Annotated in this window: 28 protein-coding genes and 2 pseudogenes; 24 read left to right on the top strand and 6 right to left on the bottom strand. The window is 34.0% G+C overall.

The window, feature by feature from the left end; all coding sequences use genetic code 11:
• Positions 1-96: 96 nt before the first annotated feature.
• The 3 genes from mreC to AC6CHR_RS11410 all read left to right on the top strand — a co-directional run bounded on the left by mreC (position 97) and on the right by AC6CHR_RS11410 (position 2,122).
• Positions 97-879 (top strand): rod shape-determining protein MreC, encoded by a 783-nt coding sequence (mreC, locus tag AC6CHR_RS11400; RefSeq protein WP_498248878.1) that lies wholly within the window; start codon positions 97-99, stop codon positions 877-879.
• A 24-nt stretch (positions 880-903) separates the two neighbouring features.
• Complete coding sequence (locus AC6CHR_RS11405) at positions 904-1,485, top strand: histidine phosphatase family protein (protein ID WP_498248879.1); 582 nt, start codon at positions 904-906, stop codon at positions 1,483-1,485.
• A 103-nt stretch (positions 1,486-1,588) separates the two neighbouring features.
• Complete coding sequence (locus tag AC6CHR_RS11410) at positions 1,589-2,122, top strand: small multi-drug export protein (protein ID WP_498248880.1); 534 nt, start codon at positions 1,589-1,591, stop codon at positions 2,120-2,122.
• A gap of 402 nt (positions 2,123-2,524) precedes the next feature.
• Here AC6CHR_RS11410 and AC6CHR_RS11415 read toward each other — a convergent pair.
• A pseudogene (locus tag AC6CHR_RS11415) lies at positions 2,525-2,605 on the bottom strand (DUF542 domain-containing protein); the annotation flags it as partial.
• Between the two features lie 321 nt (positions 2,606-2,926).
• Here AC6CHR_RS11415 and AC6CHR_RS11420 point away from each other — a divergent pair.
• The 8 genes from AC6CHR_RS11420 to AC6CHR_RS11455 all read left to right on the top strand — a co-directional run bounded on the left by AC6CHR_RS11420 (position 2,927) and on the right by AC6CHR_RS11455 (position 8,742).
• Positions 2,927-3,823, top strand: coding sequence for an HD domain-containing phosphohydrolase (locus AC6CHR_RS11420; protein ID WP_498248881.1), 897 nt, complete (start codon positions 2,927-2,929; stop codon positions 3,821-3,823).
• Positions 3,820-4,140, top strand: a complete 321-nt coding sequence (locus AC6CHR_RS11425) for an 8-amino-7-oxononanoate synthase (protein ID WP_498248882.1) — start codon at positions 3,820-3,822, stop codon at positions 4,138-4,140. Before AC6CHR_RS11420 ends, AC6CHR_RS11425 begins: the two co-directional genes overlap by 4 nt.
• A 386-nt stretch (positions 4,141-4,526) precedes the next feature.
• Positions 4,527-5,153, top strand: coding sequence for a YitT family protein (locus AC6CHR_RS11430; RefSeq protein ID WP_498248883.1), 627 nt, complete (start codon positions 4,527-4,529; stop codon positions 5,151-5,153).
• 90 nt (positions 5,154-5,243) lie between these two features.
• Positions 5,244-5,528 carry a hypothetical protein gene (locus tag AC6CHR_RS11435; RefSeq protein WP_498248884.1) on the top strand — a complete coding sequence of 95 codons (285 nt, stop codon included), beginning with the start codon at positions 5,244-5,246 and terminating at the stop codon, positions 5,526-5,528.
• A gap of 282 nt (positions 5,529-5,810) precedes the next feature.
• The gene (locus tag AC6CHR_RS11440) at positions 5,811-6,377 is read left to right on the top strand and encodes a spore coat protein (protein ID WP_498248885.1); all 567 of its coding nucleotides are present in this window, start codon (positions 5,811-5,813) and stop codon (positions 6,375-6,377) included.
• Between the two features lie 61 nt (positions 6,378-6,438).
• On the top strand, positions 6,439-6,807 hold the full coding sequence (locus AC6CHR_RS11445) for a hypothetical protein (protein ID WP_498248886.1): 369 nt from the start codon (positions 6,439-6,441) through the stop codon (positions 6,805-6,807).
• A 326-nt stretch (positions 6,808-7,133) separates the two neighbouring features.
• A complete protein-coding gene (locus tag AC6CHR_RS11450; RefSeq protein WP_498248887.1) occupies positions 7,134-8,111 on the top strand; it encodes a ring-cleaving dioxygenase in 978 nt (325 codons plus the stop codon).
• 19 nt (positions 8,112-8,130) lie between these two features.
• Positions 8,131-8,742, top strand: coding sequence for an alpha/beta hydrolase (locus tag AC6CHR_RS11455; protein ID WP_498248888.1), 612 nt, complete (start codon positions 8,131-8,133; stop codon positions 8,740-8,742).
• A 184-nt stretch (positions 8,743-8,926) separates the two neighbouring features.
• Here AC6CHR_RS11455 and AC6CHR_RS11460 read toward each other — a convergent pair whose 3' ends face one another.
• Positions 8,927-9,595, bottom strand: coding sequence for an SOS response-associated peptidase (locus AC6CHR_RS11460; RefSeq protein WP_498248889.1), 669 nt, complete (start codon positions 9,593-9,595; stop codon positions 8,927-8,929).
• A 141-nt stretch (positions 9,596-9,736) separates the two neighbouring features.
• Between AC6CHR_RS11460 and AC6CHR_RS11465 the strand changes: the two genes are divergently transcribed.
• The 8 genes and pseudogenes from AC6CHR_RS11465 (at position 9,737) to speD (ending at position 15,191) form a co-directional block, all read left to right on the top strand.
• Entirely contained in the window at positions 9,737-9,838 is a 102-nt protein-coding gene (locus AC6CHR_RS11465; protein ID WP_498248890.1) for a YjcZ family sporulation protein, read from the top strand.
• 299 nt (positions 9,839-10,137) lie between these two features.
• Positions 10,138-10,974, top strand: a complete 837-nt coding sequence (gene pgoN, locus AC6CHR_RS11470; protein ID WP_498248891.1) for a glyoxal/methylglyoxal reductase — start codon at positions 10,138-10,140, stop codon at positions 10,972-10,974.
• 170 nt (positions 10,975-11,144) lie between these two features.
• Positions 11,145-12,623, top strand: a complete 1,479-nt coding sequence (gene dacB, locus AC6CHR_RS11475; protein WP_498248892.1) for a D-alanyl-D-alanine carboxypeptidase/D-alanyl-D-alanine endopeptidase — start codon at positions 11,145-11,147, stop codon at positions 12,621-12,623.
• Positions 12,624-12,705: 82 nt separating this feature from the next.
• Positions 12,706-13,350: an SDR family oxidoreductase gene (locus AC6CHR_RS11480; protein ID WP_498248893.1), complete on the top strand. Its 645-nt coding sequence runs from the start codon at positions 12,706-12,708 to the stop codon at positions 13,348-13,350.
• A 131-nt stretch (positions 13,351-13,481) separates the two neighbouring features.
• Positions 13,482-13,619, top strand: a complete 138-nt coding sequence (locus tag AC6CHR_RS11485) for a diguanylate cyclase domain-containing protein (RefSeq protein ID WP_498249136.1) — start codon at positions 13,482-13,484, stop codon at positions 13,617-13,619.
• Between the two features lie 81 nt (positions 13,620-13,700).
• Positions 13,701-13,919, top strand: a complete 219-nt coding sequence (locus AC6CHR_RS11490; protein WP_498248894.1) for a hypothetical protein — start codon at positions 13,701-13,703, stop codon at positions 13,917-13,919.
• 12 nt (positions 13,920-13,931) lie between these two features.
• Positions 13,932-14,210 (top strand): annotated as a pseudogene (locus AC6CHR_RS11495) (EAL domain-containing protein); the annotation flags it as partial.
• Between the two features lie 177 nt (positions 14,211-14,387).
• Entirely contained in the window at positions 14,388-15,191 is an 804-nt protein-coding gene (speD, locus tag AC6CHR_RS11500; protein WP_498248896.1) for an adenosylmethionine decarboxylase, read from the top strand.
• A gap of 329 nt (positions 15,192-15,520) precedes the next feature.
• On the opposite strand, the gene AC6CHR_RS11505 is transcribed toward speD, so the two are convergent.
• The gene (locus AC6CHR_RS11505) at positions 15,521-15,760 is read right to left on the bottom strand and encodes a hypothetical protein (RefSeq protein WP_498248897.1); all 240 of its coding nucleotides are present in this window, start codon (positions 15,758-15,760) and stop codon (positions 15,521-15,523) included.
• Positions 15,761-15,768: 8 nt separating this feature from the next.
• Positions 15,769-16,818, bottom strand: coding sequence for a GTP 3',8-cyclase MoaA (moaA, locus tag AC6CHR_RS11510; protein ID WP_498248898.1), 1,050 nt, complete (start codon positions 16,816-16,818; stop codon positions 15,769-15,771).
• 997 nt (positions 16,819-17,815) lie between these two features.
• Between moaA and AC6CHR_RS11515 the strand changes: the two genes are divergently transcribed.
• The 4 genes from AC6CHR_RS11515 (at position 17,816) to fabF (ending at position 20,666) form a co-directional block, all read left to right on the top strand.
• Complete coding sequence (locus tag AC6CHR_RS11515) at positions 17,816-18,037, top strand: hypothetical protein (protein WP_498248899.1); 222 nt, start codon at positions 17,816-17,818, stop codon at positions 18,035-18,037.
• 126 nt (positions 18,038-18,163) lie between these two features.
• A complete protein-coding gene (locus AC6CHR_RS11520) occupies positions 18,164-18,298 on the top strand; it encodes a hypothetical protein (RefSeq protein WP_498248900.1) in 135 nt (44 codons plus the stop codon).
• A gap of 484 nt (positions 18,299-18,782) precedes the next feature.
• Entirely contained in the window at positions 18,783-19,217 is a 435-nt protein-coding gene (locus AC6CHR_RS11525; protein ID WP_498248902.1) for a DUF6376 family protein, read from the top strand.
• Between the two features lie 207 nt (positions 19,218-19,424).
• Positions 19,425-20,666 (top strand): beta-ketoacyl-ACP synthase II, encoded by a 1,242-nt coding sequence (gene fabF, locus AC6CHR_RS11530; protein ID WP_498249137.1) that lies wholly within the window; start codon positions 19,425-19,427, stop codon positions 20,664-20,666.
• Positions 20,667-20,737: 71 nt separating this feature from the next.
• On the opposite strand, the gene AC6CHR_RS11535 is transcribed toward fabF, so the two are convergent.
• Both AC6CHR_RS11535 and yxiS read right to left on the bottom strand, forming a co-directional pair.
• A complete protein-coding gene (locus AC6CHR_RS11535; protein WP_498249138.1) occupies positions 20,738-21,166 on the bottom strand; it encodes a VOC family protein in 429 nt (142 codons plus the stop codon).
• Positions 21,166-21,483, bottom strand: coding sequence for a protein YxiS (yxiS, locus tag AC6CHR_RS11540; protein WP_498248904.1), 318 nt, complete (start codon positions 21,481-21,483; stop codon positions 21,166-21,168). Before yxiS ends, AC6CHR_RS11535 begins: the two co-directional genes overlap by 1 nt.
• A 165-nt stretch (positions 21,484-21,648) precedes the next feature.
• On the opposite strand from yxiS, the gene AC6CHR_RS11545 reads away from it, so the two are divergent.
• Complete coding sequence (locus tag AC6CHR_RS11545) at positions 21,649-22,758, top strand: PRK06851 family protein (protein ID WP_498249139.1); 1,110 nt, start codon at positions 21,649-21,651, stop codon at positions 22,756-22,758.
• Positions 22,759-22,948 lie beyond the last annotated feature (190 nt).

A 22,948-nucleotide genomic window follows, 5' to 3' on the forward strand; every position in this document is an offset into this window, starting at 1 on the left:
TTATGGTAAAATTACTTTGGAGGAAAAAATAGCATGTATCATGTATTTATTTGATGTTAAAGTTACTAGTTTTTTAGGTTATGAGGAGATTATTTTTTGAAAATAAAAACAAAGATCTATATCCTATCAAGTGTTTTAGTAATTCTAGTAATGCTCACCATTTTTTTATTTAATCAAAAATTGAATCATTTAGTCGTTGAAAATAAAGTATTTGCTTCGATAAGTGATATTTTTCGGATTCAAAGTGAAAATCAATTACTGACTGATAGATTAGCAACCATAGAACAGTTAACTGTAGAAAAGAATATAATTGCAAAGGAAAATATAGAATTAACCGAAATAAAGAAAACAGTTGAACTATACAAAAATCATCAACCAATTGTAGCGGCTGTTACCTACAGAAACGTTGATTCTAATAATATACAAAGTTGGTATAATTCCCTATATATTAATAAAGGGGAGAATCATGATATTAAAATAAATATGCCTGTCATTTCTTCCAAGGGTGTGATTGGATTAATTAAAGAAGTAGAACAAGATCGTGCTGAAGTTATTTTACTTTCAAATAATAATAAAAAAAGCTATGTTCCTGCTACAATAGTAGACAATCAATCTGTATTTGGTATGATTGAAAGCTACGATATAGAACAAAACCTTCTCTATATGACTAAAATTGATACAGCAATAGAAAAAGAAGTTGTAAAAGGAAGTATTGTCATTACTTCAAATAAGAGTACCATTTTCCCACCCGGGTTAAAAATTGGTGAAGTAATGGACGTACAAAAAGATAACTATGGTTTAACTAATACTGCTACGGTCAAACCGGCAGCAGATTTCCATGATCTAAATTATGTGGTTGTATTAACTACGGATGGATAGTTGAAGATGGGAGTTGAATAAGCATTGACTACTATAGGGATCATTCGTCACGGAAGTACATTATGGAATAAAGAAGGAAGAGCTCAGGGTAATACAGATATTCCACTTGATCATGATGGTATATCAGAAGCTTATAAACTAGGAGAACGTTTAAGGAAAGAAAACTGGGACACAATTATATCAAGTGATTTACTACGAGCAAGACAGACATCAGAAATTGTTAGCGAGAAAATCAATAGTCCGGTCCATTTTGACTCTAGGCTCCGTGAAGTTGGAGGAGGATTAATTGAAGGAACTACAGATAAAGAAAGAATGATAAAGTGGGGAGAAAACTGGAGAAAGCTTGATCTAGGGATAGAAAAAACGGAACTAGTAGAAAAAAGAGGTCTTTCACTATTTGAAGATGTTACTAGGGATTATCAAGGTCAGAGGATTTTACTCATTAGTCATGGTTCATTCCTTAGACATCTTATTAAAAGATTAGTTCCGAATAGCTGTTTAGAAGAATCTATTAAAAACACTTCCTTGACTATATTACACATGACTACCGAGAACACCTGGGAAAATAAATTATATAACTGTACCAAACATTTAGGAAATTCATAGAAAAGTAGCAGCCAACAATTACAGAGGGTAATATGTTTGCGAATATTGACCGTTTAAACGTAAAACATTAACAAAATGAAAATAAGTTAGAAGAGGTGTAGGTTTGATTATTTCATATTTATTAGTTTTTTTATTAGCAGCTATTCCATTATTTGAATTGATTGCTGTCGTACCATTGGCAATTATCGGAGGATTATCTCCAATTCCGGTTGCCATTTTAGGGTTTTTAGGAAATTTGGTAACGGTCTTACTATTAATCGTATTTGTAGATAAAGTAAAGTCTGTAATGAGAGCGAAAAAACGTAAGCAAGTAGTTGTGAGAGAAGGGGGAGAGACTGAGTCTGACGGAAGTGAAGCCATTTCAGAAAAAGATTCTAAAAAGAAAAAAAGAGCAAGAGCGCTTTTTGATAAATATGGGTTACCAGGATTAACAATATTCGGACCGCTTCTCGTTGGTTCACATATTTCAGCTTTTATGGGTATGAGTTTCGGATCGAAAAGATCGCTGGTAACAGGATGGATGGTTACAAGTTTAGTCATATGGACTATTGTATCAACTATTGCCGCTAGTTATGGCGCAACACTTTTTATTCCTGATTTAGAGGAAAATGGGTTTCTTGTTCGTATTTTTCAATAAGCTGTAACTTCTTTATACCAGCATGTTCATGTTCTTTAATTAATTTAGTAACAATGGGGATCAATTCTCTTAAAGATTGTTCATTTTTATTTTTCCGTATTTATGATTTGATGAAAAGAAAGGTTTTCCTTTTCATCAAATTGATCTTCCAGTTCAGTTTTAGTTCGTTGAAAAGATCTAACACCTCTTTTAAATAGGGGTGTTTTTCTCCATGTACTAGCGACACTTTTTTTAATATAAGCTGTCAATTGTTTTACTTCTGAATTTGCGTAGTTATGATGGTCAGATACAAAATGGCTTATTAGTTAATCAGACTCTACTCCTCGCCAATCCTTCTCGTTATTTTTGAGGGAATGGTTTAGATAATAATCCTCTAGCTCATATAAAAATTTGCTCTCCTTGTCAATTCCTTTCTGCAATTGCTTGTTCAAATGAATTGCTTCCACCACAACAGAAGTCAATCTTATATTTTTTGAAAAAGTCACTTGATTGTGGTGAAAAAAAGCGACAATTTCGCCGACAGTTTTATTATGCACCTCCTAAATGGATCATACTTAACTATCAGGAGTAAAAATGTGATCTCAATCACAATCAGGGTAAAAAAGTAACTAGTTATATAGAACTAGTTCAAACAAGACTAATAGTGGTAGTTTATAACCATTAAAATACAAAAAAATATATTATATCCATTATAACAATGGTATAATATTCATTTTTCTAAAAAATCTATGCGATAGTGCTCATTTCTACTATAATAATAGAATAGTTGTATTCTAATTAAAAAAGAAGGGGTAAATGAGCAGAATGGCAAACAAGGATAGTTTTATAGAATCTGTTCAAATGAAAGGGTTAACGATTTCTCTTATTGCTTCGGGTGATGACACAGAGATCATTCATCATAAACTAGAGCCAAATACATCTTGGGGGCTTCAGCCAGAAGAGGGATGGGAGGCACTTGAATATTTATTCGTGATTTCAGGAGAATTAAAGCTAAAAACAGCCAATGGTGATCAATTATATCAAGCAGGGGATTCCTTTTATAGACAACCGGTAAAGAATCATTATGTTTTTCAATCTATAGGGATAACCGAATTTTTATACGTAACCTCACAGCCTGTTTTTCATAGCTATAGTAAAATAGCTAGGGATTTGATGGATTTAGCAATTTCTATTGAAAAAAAAGATGGTTATACTAGTGATCATTGTGCTAGAATTAGTAAACTATCAATGCAAGTTGGAGAAAAGATGGGATTGAATTCGAAGCAGCTTTTACGGTTGAATATGGCTTCTTTTTTCCATGATATTGGTAAGATAAAGGTTCCTTTAGGTATTTTACAAAAGCCTGGGAAGCTAAATGAAGAAGAATGGGAAGTCATGAAAAAACATCCTAGTTTTGGTAGAGATGTATTGGAAGCGACGAAGCTGCCACTATTAAAGAATGCTGGGCTTGTAGTCGAGCAACATCATGAACGTTATGATGGCAAAGGGTATCCTTATGGATTAACAAAGGATGAAATTGAGGTGGAAGCATCAATTATTTCTGTTGTCGATTCATTTGACGCAATGACTACTAATCGACCATATCAGTTAATTAAAACAACTGAAGAAGCCATCATTGAGATTAACCGTTGTCGCGGAACCATGTATAATCCACTTATTGTTGATATGTTTATTGAATTACAAAATGGAGGAGAACAATGAAAAAGTTTGGATTGATAGTTATTGCATTATTATTCGTTATTATTGTTACAGTTACACCGGTAAAAGCAGCTTATTTACCTGAGTACGACAAATATATTGAGGTCTCATACGAGGATGCTAGATATATAGCAGATTTAGTAGGAATGAAAAACATTCCGCTTGGTGAGCAAACTGCAACAAAAAGTTTTGACATTCAAGAAAGAGCAATAAAACTAATTGAAAAGCACTTAGATACAGAAATTGATCACTATTATATTTGGTTAACTGTTGATGGTGTACCAGTATTAGGCATCGATCCTCCAGTTCCAATGTTTTAATAGGATCATAAAATCATAAAATAAGGCTGTTTTCGCATAGATTGTTGCTTTTCGTAAATAACTACTCTTTAAGGAGTTAGTCTATAAATCAACAAACCTTCAGAAAATAATCTAAATAAAGACTAAATTTAAGCTTGATCAAGAAAAATCAGAATTCTGATTTTTTAATGACCGGTTTGAAAGTGGTCTTTTTTATTGTGATCCCCAATCTCCTGATTAATTAGGTTATCACTTTAGAAATAATATGTAAGCGAAAGGTTGAGAATTAGGTAATGAAATGTCAAATAAATTGGAATAAATGCAAGATTACGAATAATCCTCAATGTATTGACCACTAGAAGGCTATGATTTAAGTTAAGAGAGACAACATAGATCGGGGGATCTTTATGACTCTTTTCAAGAAGCTTTGTTTTGTGGTAATTGGTCTCATTCTTACCTCATTAGGCATTAAACTGTTATCTGATAGTTATTTAACATTTGGTGGAACGGCAGGAGTCGCTACAATTCTTACTTATTTAACAAACACTCCGTGGGGTCTACTATTTTTTATCGTTAATATACCGTTTTTCTTTATTTCTATACAAGAGCTTGGAAAGTGGTTTACAGTTTCAAGTTTATTATCGATCACAGGTATATCCTTTATCCGAGAATGGTTTGATCTTATATTGCCTACTCTCGAGCTACATGTCATACTAGCAGCTATTATTGCTGGATTATTGATTGGTTTTGGCGTGACGTTTGTCCTGAATAATGGATCCTCACTAGGAGGAATTCATATTTTAGGGTTATATATAGATAAGAAGTTTGGTATAAATAGAGGGTTTGTTCTGTTTATTTGTGACACTATTATTATCTTATTTGCTATTTCGTTGGTAGGTTGGTATAAAGCTTTATTATCAATAGTCTGTATTTGTTTAGCGAGCAGTATTATTGGAAGATATAAAAAATCACCTATTAAAGAAATGGATCGAGATCAAGAAGAACAGCTTACTCGTACAGGCTTGGGTACTTAATCGAACAGATAGTATCGTAGAATGGAAACATTTTAATGTGGTATTTTCAGAGATTCTCCTTTAGTCTAGTATGAAGAGGAGAGGGATAAAATGAAGTATAGTTCGATTAACCAACTAATAAATGATACTGATTCAATTGAAGCAATCAATTATTTAAAAGAGTTATGGTATGCCATTGAAGAAAATATTTTTTCCCTGTCAATGAATTACCAAACATATAACCATCAGTTCATCCATCTAAGAGCTGGGGCTCCAGAAAACTGGAATTTAGATTGGAATGGAAAGCAATTTTCTTTAACAAAAACTATTAGTAATCATGGTATAATGCGTATTATCTCACAGGAAAATGGCCGTATATCATTTCAATTTATATAAAATTCAATCTTAAAGTGTGAAGTCTCAGATTATCTATTATCTGGGACTTTTTTATTTGATTACCATTCATCAATTTTATAAAATCCTTTCTAAACTTTGTAGCACGGGGCTTATTTTCGATGGGTTTAGTCCAGTCCATATATAGTAGAAAATTTAATGGATATATTGCTTCTAATGGCTCTATTATCCCGATCTGTAGTAAATCATTTACTATTGTATAAATCTTTTTGATAAGGGGGAGTTTAAATTTGGAATTAAATAATGACACCTGGAGGGTTATCGATGAAAAATCAAAGTCATTCAATGAATATTGGGGCTCATGAAATGATGGAATGTCATGAGGTGTTGAATTGTACAGTCAATATTATTAACCAATTTCTACTTTATCAGCCATATTGTCAAGATCAAGAACTGAAGAACATTTTACAAAATCAACTCTCTTTTATGACTAATGAGTATAATGTAATCGTTAAAGCATTACAACAAAAGACAAATAGTGGGCAAATACCTAATGTGAAACTAAATGTGAATGGGACTCCGATTTATGGTGTTAGCTTGAATTCTGTACCTGAAGTTCCCAATGCGTCTATTAATCAAATGAGTGATCGCGATATTTCTGCTGGTATGTTAGGTAGTCACAAATCAGGAGCAGTATTCAAAATGCATGCAGCACTGGAGTTTACCGATCCAGAAATGAGAGAAATGATGACACAATCCGCAAAAAATTGCGCGGATCAGGCTTATGAGACATGGAGCTATATGAATAGCAAAGGTTATTATCAAGTACCTACTTTCGATCAGACTACAACTCTTTCCTTGATGAATAGCTATCAACAAAGTAGTTTTTAATCGATCTTAATCAAAACGTTTATTTTCAGAGTGGAAATGATAAAAAATGGAGGTTTTACCTATGATTTCACAACAACACGCTGTCCAACATCTTAATCAATGTCGTCAAATTGCTCAACAATTAATTCAACAGACGGAGCAATCTAATCAAATGTATAAGCAAATGTTACAAAAGGAACAACAAAATGCACAAATGCTTCAAGAAATGATGCAACGTGAGCATCAAGCTGTTCAAACCATCCAACAAAGCTTTCAAGCACATCAACAAGCTATTCAACAGTGTCAGCACATTATTCATACATGTAACCAATTACAACAAGAAATAGGTCAAAACCAGTCTCAATCATCTTTTCAAGGTGTACAAAATCAAACCCAACAATTACCTAGATATCAAAATTTCCAACAAAACCAACACTTTATTCAACAATAATGCTATTGGGGTAACAGGCTACTAGTGACGTTACCCCTTATTCCTTTTGTTAATCGCTGGATTTTAATGAAATGTGTGGAATAATCTAGGACACATGGGTTGACATACATAGTAAAGTTGAATTATAATTTATCTTGAATTCGAGATTGTTTCATCTGAGATAAATCGTTCTAATAAGTTCAAAGAAACTTTTTAAAAAATTATCTTGCCATGTAGCTAAGCATAATGCAAACAAATAATAGAAATTAATGCTGGTCGCACAATAAATTCTTTCTTATTATTTTAAACGAGGAAGATAAGTAAGAAGACAAGAGGAGGAAGCAAAAATGAATGTAAAGCCATTAAAAGGTATTCATCATGTTTCAGCACTAACTGCAAACGCGAAAAATAATTTTCATTTTTACACAAAAATACTAGGCATGAGGTTAGTTAAGAAAACAGTCAATCAGGACGATACATCTGTTTATCATTTATTTTATGCCGATGAGCGAGGAAATCCAGGTACTGACTTAACTTTTTTTGAAATTCCTCGTGCAGGGAGAACTTATCCAGGTACTAATAGTATTTCGGCGACATCTTTACGTGTTAAGAACGATTCAGTTCTTCATTACTGGAAGGATCGTTTTAAAGAATATAATGTTGATCATGATGAGATAAATGTAGAAAGTAGTCGATCTACTTTAGCATTCCGTGATCCTGAAGGGCAGCGCCTACTATTAGTCTCTGATGAGAAGAATCATGGAGTATCAGCTGGAAAGCCGTGGGAGAGAAGTCCTGTACCCATTGAAAAGGGGATCGTTGGACTTGGGCCGGTTCACTTAACTGTTTCACGTCCTGAGCGAACGATTAGAGTTTTAACGGATATGATGGGTTTTCGAGAAAAGACTAGTTACAACAGGAACGAAGATCAGAAGGAAGTTCGCGTTTTTGAAACAGGAGAAGGTGGAACAGGGGCAGAAATTCACGTCATAGAAGAAGATCAATTAGGTCGTGAGAGACCAGGACGCGGAAGTGTTCACCATGTAGCATTTCGAGTAGAAGATGTTGAGGAGCTAAATAAATGGGTAGCGATATTAAATGAAAATCACTTACCTAATTCAGGATTTGTTGAACGCTATTACTTCCGTTCATTATATTTTAGAGAACCAAACGGGATTTTATTTGAACTTGCAACAGATGGTCCAGGTTTCGAAGATGATGAGGACTTTGAACATCTTGGTGAACAATTAGCCTTACCTCCTTATTTTGAAGAGCAACGTGAAGAAATCGAAGCAAGACTAGAACCTTTAGAAACAACAAAATAGGATGAAGGGTGGATTAAACATGAAGCATATATTTAAAGAAGGTAAAGATCAGAATGCACCGACTTTATTATTATTACATGGAACAGGTGGAAATGAGAGAGATTTATTACCACTTGCCGAAATGATCGCACCTGATGCCTCAGTACTAGGAGTGAAGGGGAATGTTTCAGAAAATGGGATGCCGCGTTTTTTCCGCAGGTTAGCTGAAGGTGTATTTGATGAGGAAGATTTAATAGCTCGTACACTTGAGTTAAATGATTTTATCTCTGAGGCTTCAACTCAATATTCATTTAATAGAGACAATGTTCTAGCAATAGGCTATTCAAATGGTGCAAATATCGCAGCAAGTCTTATGTTTCATCATAAAGATGCTTTAGAGGGAGCGATCTTGTTACATGCGATGGTACCGCGTAGAGGGATAGAAATTCAGGACCTTACCAATATCCCTGTATTTATTGGGGCTGGAACAAATGATCCAATAATACCTCAAGCTGAAACAAAGGAATTAGCAAATAAACTAAGCCAAGCGAATGCTATTGTAACAGAGCATTGGGGAGGTGCAGGCCATCAATTAACTAGAGATGAGATCATCAAAGCGAAGGAATGGTATGATCAACATTTTGGTAAATAGGATGATGAAAAATAACGACGCTGATGTGCGACGTTATTTTTTTTGGGCGGTGAATTGTCGAAAGTTAGGTAGGTTATTTTCGAAATAGATTTGTTTGAAAAGTTGATAGGCAAGTATTGAAGTATAGAAAAGTTGTTTGAAACAACCTTGGTTAAACTTTGTGCTGTGACGCCAAATTAAACATTTATAAGCTGTTCAATGGTTCTATACAATCTTTAGAATCGTTTTTTGGAGAGTTTACGATGCTTGATACAGGATGGACTTCCATTAAATTCGCATCATATGGTACAAGTAGTGATTTTAACTTTTTTGTCTCACTAAAATCACGATCTAACCAACAATCATACTCCTGCGCTGGAAGAATCACAGGCATTCTGTCATGAATATCCCTCGTTAGATCATTTGGTGTTGTCGTTATAATTGTACAGGTATAAAGAGGGGCATCCCCTGGATTCCAATACTCCCATAAACCAGCAAACGCAAATGGACGTCTATCCTTCATAACGAACCGATATGGTTGTTTTTCATTAGACTTTTTTTTCCACTCGAAAAAGCCATCACTTAAAATTAAGCATCTTTTTTTCATAAAAGGCTGTTTAAAACTGTTCTTTTCATCAATCGTTTCAGCTCGTGCATTGATCATTTTATTGCCAATTCTTTTATCCTTAGCCCATGGCGGTATTAACCCCCAACGCATCGAAGTACCAACTCGATCTTGCCCATTTGAACCAACAACCAAAATTTTTTGTGAGGGTGCAATATTATATTTGAAATTTATTTCTTCATGTAAATCAAAATGAAATTGTTCTTGTAAAATCTCTTGTTCTGTCGCGAGAGAAAAGCGACCACACATATTTACACCCCTTTTAAAAATTGAATATTTCCTAGGTATTCATATGATACAGCAAATCCAAAGAAAGAAGAAATGATTTTTGCCTATAACAGAGTGATGATACGTGACATATAGTAAAACAGATAGAATGGAGGTGAGTTTATGGGAGGCGAAGCTGGTTACGGTTTTGGATCAGGATTTGCACTAATTGTTGTTCTATTCATTCTTTTAATTATCATTGGTGCATCTTACATCGGGTATTAATAGTTAATCAAGGAATGTAATATTAAAAATGTTCAAAAGGTTAGGAGAAAATAGTCAACTCATTCCAATGGCAGCTTGCTAAACCGCACATACATTTTATATACTTTGGCTTAGTATTCCATAAATTCATTGCTATTTTCTCCTCCTTTTAAACACATATTTATAGATCTTTTATCAGATAGATTTATCAACGAACCGATTGAGATTCTGTGGACTGGGTATGTTTAATAAAGCAGATTTCTTTTCATTTCCATTGAAATATTGCAAAATAAGGAAGATAACATGAAAGGAGTGTCTAAATGAAAAACTTGCAAAGTACAACAACATTACATAATGGAATTGAAATGCCATGGTTTGGCTTAGGTGTTTTTAAGGTTGAGGATGGTTCTGAAGTTATTCAATCTGTAAAAGCAGCAATTAAAGCAGGGTACAGAAGTATAGACACTGCGGCCGTTTATGGTAACGAAGAGGGGGTTGGTCAAGCAATTGCTGAAGCTGACGTACCACGATCTGAATTATTTATTACCACAAAAGTATGGAATTCAAAACAAGGCTATGAATCTACATTAGCTGCATTTGATGAAAGTATGAAGAAGCTTGGACTCGACTACTTGGATTTATATCTTATCCACTGGCCAGTTCCAAAGCAAAATAAATATAAAGATACATGGAAGGCACTTGAAAAGTTATATAAAGACGGACGTGTGCGTGCCATTGGTGTTAGTAACTTCCATGTCCACCATCTAAAGGATCTCATGGATCAATGTGAAGTCATCCCTATGGTAAACCAAGTAGAATACCATCCACGTTTAACGCAAACAGAGCTCCATGATTTCTGTAAACAACATAGTATTCAACTTGAGGCATGGTCACCATTAATGCAAGGTGGATTACTTGATGAACCGACGCTAATAGATATAGCTGCAAAATACGGAAAATCAACTGCCCAAGTTATTTTACGATGGGATTTACAAAATGAAGTAGTCACAATTCCTAAATCAATAAAACCGCGACGTATCAAAGAAAATGCTGACATTTTTAATTTTGAGTTAACCTCTAAAGATATGGAAAAAATAAATTTACTTAATCAAGATAAACGTGTTGGTTCTAATCCAGATGAAATGAACAAAATATAGGTGTTTAAAAGAGAATAATGATGATAGACGACTGAAGTTGTTCCTTTTCAGTCGTCTATTTTTGTTAACAAATTAAATGATGATCGGAGAAATATGGAGTTAGTATATTAACTAATTAGAAAGTAAAGGCTAAAGCTTTAGCAACATTAATAAGGAGGAAACAATCTCAAATGGTTAAACGTTTTTTCGTTTGTTTTTTTGTTGGTATACTTTTTCTTACTCCATTCAATGAATCAAAGTCTATCGCATTAGCTAATGGAAAATATTTTGAGGTAACTAATCAATTAAATGAGCTAATCAATAATCACCCTTCTCTACAAGGAGCAATATCGGGAATCAGTATTCGTTCTGCGACATCAGGAGAATTAATTTATTCGTCTAACGGTGATTTACGGCTAACCCCTGCATCTAATATGAAGCTTTTTACAGCTTCTGCTGCGTTATCTACACTAGGAAAGGATTATAAATTTCTAACTGAGATTAGAACAAATGGATCGATAAAAAACAATCAACTAAAGGGTAATCTCTATTTGGTAGGCAAAGGTGATCCAACTTTATTACCTGAGGATTTGAATCAATTTGCTTTAGCACTTAAGAAAAAAGGGATAACCACGATTAGCGGACATCTAATTGGGGACGATTCTTGGTATGATCGAAATCATTATTCTATTGATGTACCTTGGAGTGATGAATCTGCCTATTATGGGGCAGCCATTTCAGCTTTAACCGTATCTCCTGATAAAGATTTAAATACAGGGACAGTCGTAGTAGAAGTCACTCCAGGTAACGCTGTTAAAAAGAAAGCTAAGGTGAAGCTAGAACCGAGTACTGATTATGTGCAAATGATCAATGACACAATAACTGTGGATTCAGAAGGTGAGAATCATATTTTGATTACGCGTGAGCATGGGAGTAATATTATTAAAATTACAGGAACAATTCCGCTAACTGCGACAAAGCAAAAGGAATGGATTGCCGTTTGGGAACCAGCAAAATATGTACTTGATTTATTCAAACAGTCGTTACATAAGCAAGGGATCGAAGTTAAAGGGATAACAAAATTAGCCATCACACCAAAGCAAACAGATATACTCTATGTACATCAATCAATGCCATTATCAAAGATTTTGATCCCATTTTTAAAATTAAGTAATAACAGTCATGCTGAGGTTCTTATCAAAGAAATGGGGAAAAGATTTCAAGGTAAGGGAAGTTGGGAAGCTGGCTTAAAAATTGAAAAGGGAGCATTAACTACGATTGGAATGAAACCAGATAAGATGGAAATAAGAGATGGCTCCGGTATTTCACATATTAGTGTTGTACCAGCAAATGAAGTAACACAATTGCTTTTTATTGTTCAAAGCTTGGATTGGTTTCCGCAATTTTCGAATGCATTGCCTAAAGCGGGATCGAACGATAAAATGATTGCCGGAACATTACGTAATCGCATGCAAAACCTCCCTTTACAAAACAACCTAATTGCAAAAACAGGCACATTAACGAATGTTAGTTCACTATCAGGTTATCTTAAATCAAAAAATGGAGAACCAATCATTTTTTCTATCCTACTAAACCATTTAAACGATGAAGATGATGGAAAAAGAGTTGAAGATCAAATAGTGCATATTCTAGCAAATATAGAATTATAGGCAGAGTTTTTGAAAAAGGGTCAAGTCTTTGAAATAATAAAAAGGAATGATCGTAACTATTGTCTGAAAGGGGCAAACAATCATGAAAGTTTTTGTCGTTGGTGCAAACGGTCAAATTGGAAAGCAACTTATTCATTTATTAAAAGACAGTGAAGGACATACCGTAAGAGCGATGGTTAGAAAAGCAGAACAGGTTGATGCCTTTAAAAAAGATGGAATCGAAGCAGTAGTAGCAGATCTTGAAGGAAGTGTAAGAGAGTTAGCACAAGCGGCTAGTGGCTGTGATGCGATTGTTTTCTCTGCGGGTTCTGGCGGAAATACAGGATCCGATAAAACGTTACTAATTGATTTGGATGGTGCAGTTAAAATGGTTGAAGCTGCAGAAAAGGCTGATATTAAACGTTTTATCATGGTAAGTGCACTTCAAGCACAAAATAGAGAAAATTGGAACGAACAACTTAAGCCTTACTATGTTGCTAAACACTACGCGGATAGAATGCTAATCCAGTCAGATTTAAATTATACAATTATTCGACCAGGTGGTCTTGTAAACGAAGCAGGTACAGGGAGCATATCAATTGGTAACGAGCTTACAAGGACAACGATTCCAAGAGAAGATGTAGCTAGCACAATTCTTACATGTTTAGAGGAAAAAAGTACATTTAAGCGTTCGTTTGATGTAGTGAGTGGAGATGTTATTATTTCAGAAGCATTGGCAAAAATTTAGAATTAAAATGGCTATCAAAATGAAAGGTTCAGCCCCCATATCACATTTTTTTGTTGTTATATGGGTGTCTGACCTATTGAGCTAATTCCTTTTAAGTAAGTGATCAATTTACAAATATCGAGACTGAATTAATCGCATTTGTGTTTTTCTATCTAGATGGATTTAAGTTAGTAAATGATACCTTAGGGCATGATCTCGTTTTAATTGAAATTTCTAAGCGGCATTCCTCGATTGTTCGTCAAGAGGGACAGCTTTATCGGATTGGTTGAGATGAATTTGTTTTTATTTCACATTCTTCAAGAACGGCTGTTTCCAAGGAAAAGCTAGAATCCATTGCTTCAAAAGTCCTATTGGAGTTTTCTAAACTATTACCCTGCAGAGTTTATTCACTAGCTGAAGAATATGGAATGATTACAACATTTACCAAATGGATACTTGAAACGGTCGTTGAGGATTGTCATGTAACTGAAAGTATAGCTTTGCACGACAGAAATTATGTATTAAAGCAACTTGATCAGATTAGAGAAGAGGGAATTGAAATTTCTATGGATGATTTCGGTATAGGTTAGTCATCCCTTAGTTATTTGAAGAAATCCCTAATACAGAAAATGGAAATTGATTGCTCTTTTTTGCAAGGTAATCCAGTAGATGACTATGATAAAGCTCTCGTTATATCTATTATCTCTATAGCTGCTAACTTAGGAAATGAAGTAATTGCAGAAGGTGTTGAAATAGACGAACAAGTAGATTTTTTAATGGTAAATAATTGTTACCAAATTCAAGGATTTTGGTATAGTAAACCAATACCGATGAATGAAGTATCACTATTAATAGATATGGATGTACAAGGAACAGCATAAAGGGTGATTGACCACATTGCGTTTAATGCAGTTGTGGTCCTTTGTGTTAGCAATTTTCAAAAATCAAGTAATAGCTATTTTATTCCGTATGATTTTCTTTAATGAAAACTGGGTAATATAATACTGTACAAACAAAGAGCGGAAGACTAATTGATTCTTTTAAAAGGGGGAAGAAGAATGAAGCTAACTCAAGAACAGCGAATTCAACTTCACGGTTTTAATAATTTAACGAAATCATTAAGTTTTAATATGTATGATATTTGTTATACGAAAACAAGAGAAGAACGTGAAGCATATATCGAATATATTGATGAACAGTACAATGCAGAAAGATTAACAAATATATTGAAGTCTGTGACGGAAATAATTGGTGCACATGTGTTAAATATTGCTCAGCAAGATTATGTTCCACAAGGTGCAAGTGTTACCATACTAGTCTCAGAAGGACCGGTTGTTGAGGTACCAACAGAATCATTAGATGAATCACCTGGTCCACTTCCAGAAGCAATTGTGATGGGATTGGATAAAAGCCATATAACTGTACATACATATCCGGAATATCATCCCAGTGAAGGGATTAGTACGTTTAGAGCAGATATTGATGTCTCGACATGTGGTGAGATATCACCTCTAAAAGCACTAAATTATTTAATCCATTCTTTTGATACTGATATTATGACGATGGATTACCGAGTTAGAGGTTTTACAAGAGATATTAATGGAGATAAATTATTTATCGACCATAACATTAGTTCTATTCAAAACTATATTCCAACTGAAGCAAAAAAACAGTTTGACATGATAGACGCAAACATCTATCAGGAAAACATCTTTCATACAAAATGTAAGTTAAAAAACTTTGATTTAAATAATTATCTATTTGGCTATGCAAAGGATAAATTAAGTGTAGAAGAACAAGAAGAGATAACAGAGAGGTTAACAAAAGAAATGGATGAAATCTTCTATGGTAAAAATATATAAATGGGTATCAGGAAAGAAGAACATTTAAAAATAGATTTAATTAACGAAAGATAAAAAATGGGAAAGAGAATTTGGTAATCTTTTTCTGTATTTCTTCTTATCTTTCTTTAGCAGCTTGAAGTTGTAAAGAAATTTTAATTTGATCATCAACAAGAACTCCAGCAGTTCATTTGTTAAATTCCGTTTTTTCCTAATCGCTACGTTTAAGTTTTCATTTGACTTCGAAGCTGATTTGGCTTTTAAGGCTAAATGGACATAGAAAAAAATGCACTCCAATTGTTAGTTTACTTTCAGACAATTCGGGTGCAATTTTTTCTATTCTTTTCTATTTATCTATGATTGTTTTCAATTAAAGCGTGAATCTTTTTATTACGTACTGCTTTTTCCTCTTTACTAGCTAGGTCATATTTCTTCAATAAGTGGAACAGTGTATTTAACTCTTCTTGATCGATATCGTTGGAAAGATAGTAACTACATGTCTCCGATAGAGTAGCTGAGAGAAATGGAGTTTGATCTGCTAGTTTTTTTTGAACATCTTCTAATGTATGATCTATTTTACATGAACTCATTGTAGCCGTTAACCTCCAATATGGGACATTTCAATCTTTTTGCGTTTTGTTGACGTTTCACTTCGCTCAATTGAGTATTGATCTTTTCTACCATGCCAAATGGATTGGAGAATTTCGGTTAGTTCATCATCTGAAGGTGTGGACCTGATAGATTCACGTAAATCATATCCTTTGGATGCGAATAAACATGTATATAGGGAACCATTTGCAGAAAGACGTGCACGGTTACAAGTGGAACAAAAGGCATCTGATACCGAAGAGATTACCCCTATTTCATCATCTGTTCCAACATACCGATAGCGATTTGCAACCTCACCAGTATAGTTGGGGTCAACAGCTTCCAAAGGCATGATCTTGTGGATATCTTCGATTATTTGTTTTTTCGGATAAACATCAGTTAAATTCCATTGATTTGTATTACCAACATCCATATATTCAATAAATCGTAAAATATGACCTTTCTCACGAAAGTACTTCGCCATAGGGATGATTTCATGATCATTCATTCCACGTTTCACAACCATGTTTATTTTGACCTTTAATCCCGCATTAGCTGCAGCATCTATACCATCAATCACAGTTTTCACAGGAACACCCCGACCATTTATCTTTCCAAACAACTCGTCTTGTAAGGAATCTAAACTAATCGAAACCCGTTTGAGGCCAGCATTCTTTAAGTCTTGTGCATATTTAGGTAGTAGATAGCCATTTGTTGTCATAGCTATATCTTCTAGACCTTCTATTTGATTTAACCTATTAATAAGAGTTGCTAAATTCTTTCTCATTAACGGTTCACCACCAGTAATTCTTACTTTTTTCACACCTAAGGTATGAACGAATATTGTTGTAAGACGTTCAATTTCCTCATAGCTTAAAAGTTCAGCTCGTTTTAAAAAAGGATAGTCCGGACCGAAAATTTCTGCAGGCATGCAATACGTACAACGGAAGTTACATTTATCAGTAACTGAAATACGTAAATCACGAAGAGGGCGGTTAAAAGTATCATAGACAGTTGTACTAGTTTTCAAATTAATTTCCCTCCCAGTGTAGTTTATCATTTTAAAGTACAATAGATGTGAATTACCCCACAAAAAGGATGGTAAATAAGGTTATGTTAAAAAGTTATTTCGAATTAGTGTTATTTTTTGATATGGATGATTATTAATTGTTTATATATTAAGATGTTAGAATACATAACATCAATATTGTATTATTATATCATAAACCTTTGGTACGTTTTATTTTTAGGACCTTTTCTAAAAGTTTATTGCTACTAATCTATAAAAATTGGTCGTTTCGTGTAATTAGAAGCCATAGTTTAAAAGAATATCGCTTTGAAGCAGGAAATATTGGCCATTCTAAAGCCTATCTTTCGGATTATTGGTATTAAGATATTACTATTAACGAGAAAAATCAAGTGATTACTTTTATGTGGGAAAGAATATACTAAAAGGACTCTCATGTTGAACCTATCAGACTCCTTAATACAACGAGTTACTTTTGAAGGTAGAATATAAGAAAGGATAATCATATATATCTTGAGATCGCTTCATCAAAACATAGCGTGTATTTGAGGCAATCGGGTTATTATACTTAAGGAATAATCTATTGCTGGCAATTGCTATCAACCTAGTTTATTTAATTTCTGAACCACAAAGATAATTTGTTTCTCTCTTAGGCAGAAGGGGACAATAAATTATTTCCTTCTGCCCACATCTTTTTAGAAGCCAATAAGACCTAATGTTCGTTCTTCTCTAAATACTCATGTATTTTAGCTCAAATCTAGGGACATTCATCATTTATTCCTCATCATTTATTTCTCCATCACCAACTTCATCTTCTCCCGGAGCATCGTCACAAGCGACAACGGTTGTAGCGAAGAGAATAGCAAGAAAAATGGTAAAAATCTTTTTCATATGGGGTTTCACCACCATTCATTTGTATGTATCATTTAGAGTTCCTCTAAAAAGATCAAATTATGTCAGTTTAATTGACAAGTTTTAATCGTTTATAACATATATTTATTATAGGAAGAAAATAAGGGGGGGATGAATTGTGTTCATTTTTATCGTAATCCTAGTCATTCTAGTAGTTATCTTATTGGTTGTAGGACGAAGTAAAGTGCGAAATAAAACAATTCAGGTCATTCCGGTTGAAGACTTTATGCAAATGCACAACGATGATGAAGATGACATTCTAAGCAAAAATACTGGAATTTTTGATGACGATAAGGGGACAGGAGATAAAAAGGAAAATACAGACGGGTTTGAGAAATAATTAGAATGTTCGATGTCAGAAGATGTATAGGGATTTTTAGATGTAAATATTATGAATATTTAATATTCATCAACCACAAACCATGTTAAAATAAAAAAGGTCTAACAAAAATTCTGGGGGTAGAAGATGGACGCAAAAGCTAAAAGGTATATTGAATTATATGTATATTTCTCTGAAGACCTGGGTAGATTCTTATCTAAAAATGAACAGGACTTCTTAAAATGGATTGTTATTAATGATGGAGATTACGTAAAGTCCTAGTAGCTTTGCGATAACCGGTCTCTAAATTACATAGTTTTTAAAAAGGTTAACCCATACCGTTAGCCTTTTTTTATTGCATTTTTATTTATGTGTTTTCACATATATCGAAAAATGGCTGTGCACTAGCAAATTATAAAGTATCCGAACTGAAAAAACCGTTTACGATAGGTACCTTCATTGACTTAAGCTCTTTTCTAGCGGATACAACTCAGTACTGTATGTAGTAAGTGAATCTTTTTAATAGTGAAACATAAAGTAATAAAGCGAAATGATCACGAAGTAATCTTAAAACTTTATAAAACAACATACATTGTAATAATTAAAACAGCATGGAAGTGGATTATAACGATGTAATATTCTAATTATGATTGTGTATTAACGTATAAATCTGGTTTATTCTTTACATTTATCTGTTTTCATACTAAGGTTATACTGAACCGTATGAAAGAGAATAAGAGGATAAAAGAGGCGAGAGGAGATTTATATGAAAAAAGCACTTTCGATCATTGCGTTATTTACAATGATGCTAACAGGATGTTCTCTTTTAGATGAAGTTAATAATTCCTTAGATTATGTAAATGATGCTAAGTCATATATCAATTCTTTAACTGATTTTGCAGAAGGAACACCCCAACTTATTCAAGATGCTGCTGGAGATCCTGAAGCTATGAAGGAATTGGAGAATCAACTAAATGGTTTAGTTGAACAGGTAAACGAATTTAATGACATAGATGCTCCTGCAATCGCAGATAGTATTCATCAGGAAATTATTACGAAAAATGAAGTCTTACTTGAAGAGATTGACAAAGCGATGGAAAATGGTGAATTAGCGATTGAAAAACTTGAGAATTCTCAGTTAATGGACACTATAAATGAGGTCACCTCACTTTTAGATACCATTGAGAAATTAGGGCAGTAAAGAGCATACAATGTGATGCTCTTTTTTAATTGGACTATACTCAACTTAATTTAGAAAGGTTATATGATGGGTTTCTTTTTCCTTCATATTAAATTAATATAGAATAAAGATATTCTATGACCAAGTTATCATTTAGATAATAAGAATGAATTAGTGATAATATTACGAACAAACAATAACTAGATATTTTTAAAGTGGGGAGAAATAATCATGAAAAAACGTGTCGTTATTACAGGAGTTGGTGCAGTTACACCAATAGGGAATGATGTTTCAACAACTTGGGAAAATGCGAAGAATGGGGTATCAGGTATTGGACCTTTAACGAGGGTTGATTCTGAGAAATTCAATGTGAAAGTTGCTGGTGAGGTAAAAGACTTTGTCCCATCTAAATTTATAGATAGTAAAGAAGTTCGTAGGATGGCTAGGTTTGCACATTTAGCTATTGCTGCTAGTAAGATGGCTGTATTGGATGCGGGTATCCAAATAGGTGAGCAGGTTGCACCTGAACGTGTAGGTGTATGGATTGGTTCGGGTATTGGTGGTCTTGATGAATTTGAAGAGCAGCATAAACGATACTTGGCTAAAGGTCCTAGACGTGTTAGTCCATTTATTATTCCAATGTTGATACCAGATATGGCTTCAGGTCGAGTTTCGATTGAGCTGGGAGCGAAAGGGATTAATAACTGTTCTGTAACAGCATGTGCTTCTGGAGCAAACTCGATAGGAGATTCCTTTCGTGTTATTCAAAATGGTGATGCAGATATGATGGTAACTGGTGGTTCAGAGGCATCAATAACTGAAATGACGATTGCGGGATTTTCAAATATGACAGCTCTTTCTACGAATCCAGATCCTAGAACAGCTAGTCGCCCCTTTGATAACGACCGTGATGGTTTTGTTATAGCTGAAGGTTCAGGAATCATTATTTTAGAGGAACTTGACCATGCGTTAAATCGGGGGGCAAAGATTTATGGAGAGATCGTTGGTTACGGTGCAACTGGTGATGCATACCATATTACAACTCCTGCACCGAATGGAGAAGGCGGGCAACGAGCAATGAATTTAGCATTAAATGATGCTAGCTTAAATCCAGAAGATATTGATTATATAAATGCACATGGTACGAGCACTTATTATAATGATCTTTATGAAACGATTGCCATAAAAGAGGTCTTCGGTGGTCATGCACTTAAGTTACCAATTAGTTCTACCAAATCAATGACAGGTCATATGCTAGGAGCTGCAGGGGCAGTCGAGGCGATTTTTGCATTATTATCGATAAGAGATGGAATCATTCCACCTACAATTAATTATCAAACACCTGCTGAAGATTTAGATTTAGATTATGTACCTAATGTTGCGAAAGAGTCAGAGGTTAATGCAGTATTGTCAAATTCATTAGGATTTGGCGGTCATAATGCTACATTGATTTTTAAAAAATATCAATAATTGAAAATCGATTTATAAAAAAGGCTTGTAGAAAAAATGCTATTTTTCTACAAGCCTTTTTATGTTGGTGATTATGCCTTAGCTGTTTCGTTAGGATAATCGCAATATTCAATAATCGTGCCTTCTGTATCAGCAGGGTTTAAATAAATTAATCTTCTACCGTGTTTGTTAATTCTTAATGTATCCACTAATGTTCGAATACCTAGTTCATCAAGTTCTTTTAGCGCTTCATCAAGGTTTTCTACGTGATAAGCGATGTGATGGACACCTTTTCCTTTTTGTTTAATAAATCGTGCAATAGGTGAAGTTGAGTTATTGGTGGGAGATAATAATTCAATCCGATCACCATTCATTTCGATAATCGCAATTTCACTTTCAACTCCAATGGCATCACTTCTGTATCGATCGATTAATGTAGCACCTAATACGTTTTGATAAATTGAGATGCTATTGTCTAAGTCGCGGACAGCAATGCCAATATGATCTATTTTTTTCTCTATCATTTCATCACACCCGTTTTTTTTATCATTTTATCGATTTCCTCTGAAACCACAAATGCTAGATCATCATTCCCAAAAGCAGACAAAACATTGAGCAAGGTAGAATGCGAGATTTCGTCAGATTGTTCTTTTGGCAAGGTTTCATTTAGGACCTGTTGAAGAGCCTCATTTTTAGCTTGGTGAGGATATGCTTGTACATAAATATTAATTGGATCTAAATCATTATTCACACACCATTGTGCAAAAATAAGGATCATCATGTTCTCATCTTCCTGATACTTTCGGATTATGTAATCTTCTAATTCCTTTGAATTCAAGTTGTATTTCTCCTTTAAAGTAGCATTATCGATCATTATACATTAAAACAGATGTGAAGCTGCAATAAAATGCATAATTTATATTAGATTTGTAGTGATGAAAATAGGCATTCACCCTTGTTAGATAATGTACATATAATAGGAGAAAGAGTTGGAAAGGATGAGATGATGGGTGCAATAAAACGTCATTACTATGCTGGTGGCAACACTGCTAAAGGATTTTACAGTTTATATGACTCAGCAATAGAGGGATTGGATCGTCTGTTTATTTTAAAGGGTGGGCCTGGTACGGGTAAATCATCTTTAATGAAGAATATTGGTGAATTAATGGAAAGAAAAGGTCTAGATATTGAGTATTTGCATTGTTCCTCCGATAATAATTCAATTGACGGTATGATCTTACCTGCATGTAAACTTGGTATTGTAGATGGAACCGCACCACATATCATTGAACCAAAAGCTCCTGGTGTTATTGAAGAATATGTCAATCTAGGGAACGCTTGGGATTCTGAAAAATTAGCTGTGCAAAAAGAAGAGATTTTGGCATTAAACAAGGCAATTACAATTAAATTCGATAAGGCTTATGAAACATTTGCAGAAGCATTAAGTGCTCATGATGATATTGAAGATATCTATATTGATAATATGGATTTCGCAGAAGCAAATGTATTAACTGAAGAACTGATTGATCAATTTTTTGGTGGGGAACAATTAAATAAAAGTTCAACTATAAAACATCGCTTTCTAGGTGCAGCAACCCCGCTTGGTGCCGTTGATTACATTCAAAATTTAACTAAAGATATTGACAAACGTTATTTTATTAAAGGAAGAGCTGGGTCTGGAAAATCTACAATGCTCAAGAAAATAGTTAGTGCAGGTGAAAAAAAGGGCTTTGATGTAGAAGTCTACCATTGTGGTTTTGACCCTAATAGTCTTGATATGGTCATTTTAAGAGAACTAGGGATCGCCATTTTTGATAGTACAGCACCACATGAATACTTTCCTGACCGAGAAACGGATGAAATAGTCGATATGTACGAACGATGCATCACTCCAGGTACTGATGAATTATATAAAGTTGATATAGCAAGAACGACAAAAGCATATAAGGATAAAATGAAGGAAGCGATATCTTACTTAGCAGAAGCAAAAGAACTAAGAGATGAACTCGAATCATACTATATTGAGGCAATGGATTTTACAATCGTTGATGAAATTCAAGAGGATTTACTAACTGAAATTGAGTTATTCTTAGAAAAAAACGACTTAGTATGAAGGTAATCTCCAGGTGATAATTTTCAAAGAAATTGGAATACTTTGCTCCTATGTCCAAAGGGATATCAGAGTAATTTAACGAAAAGCACGAAGATATCTCTAAAACGTGTACATTAGTACTTGTACGGAAAACAACAATTTTTGCGAAAACAGCCTATTTATATGAGTGTGACTCAAAAATTAGCGTTAT

The organism is Metabacillus sp. GQ13 (assembly GCF_059758525.1).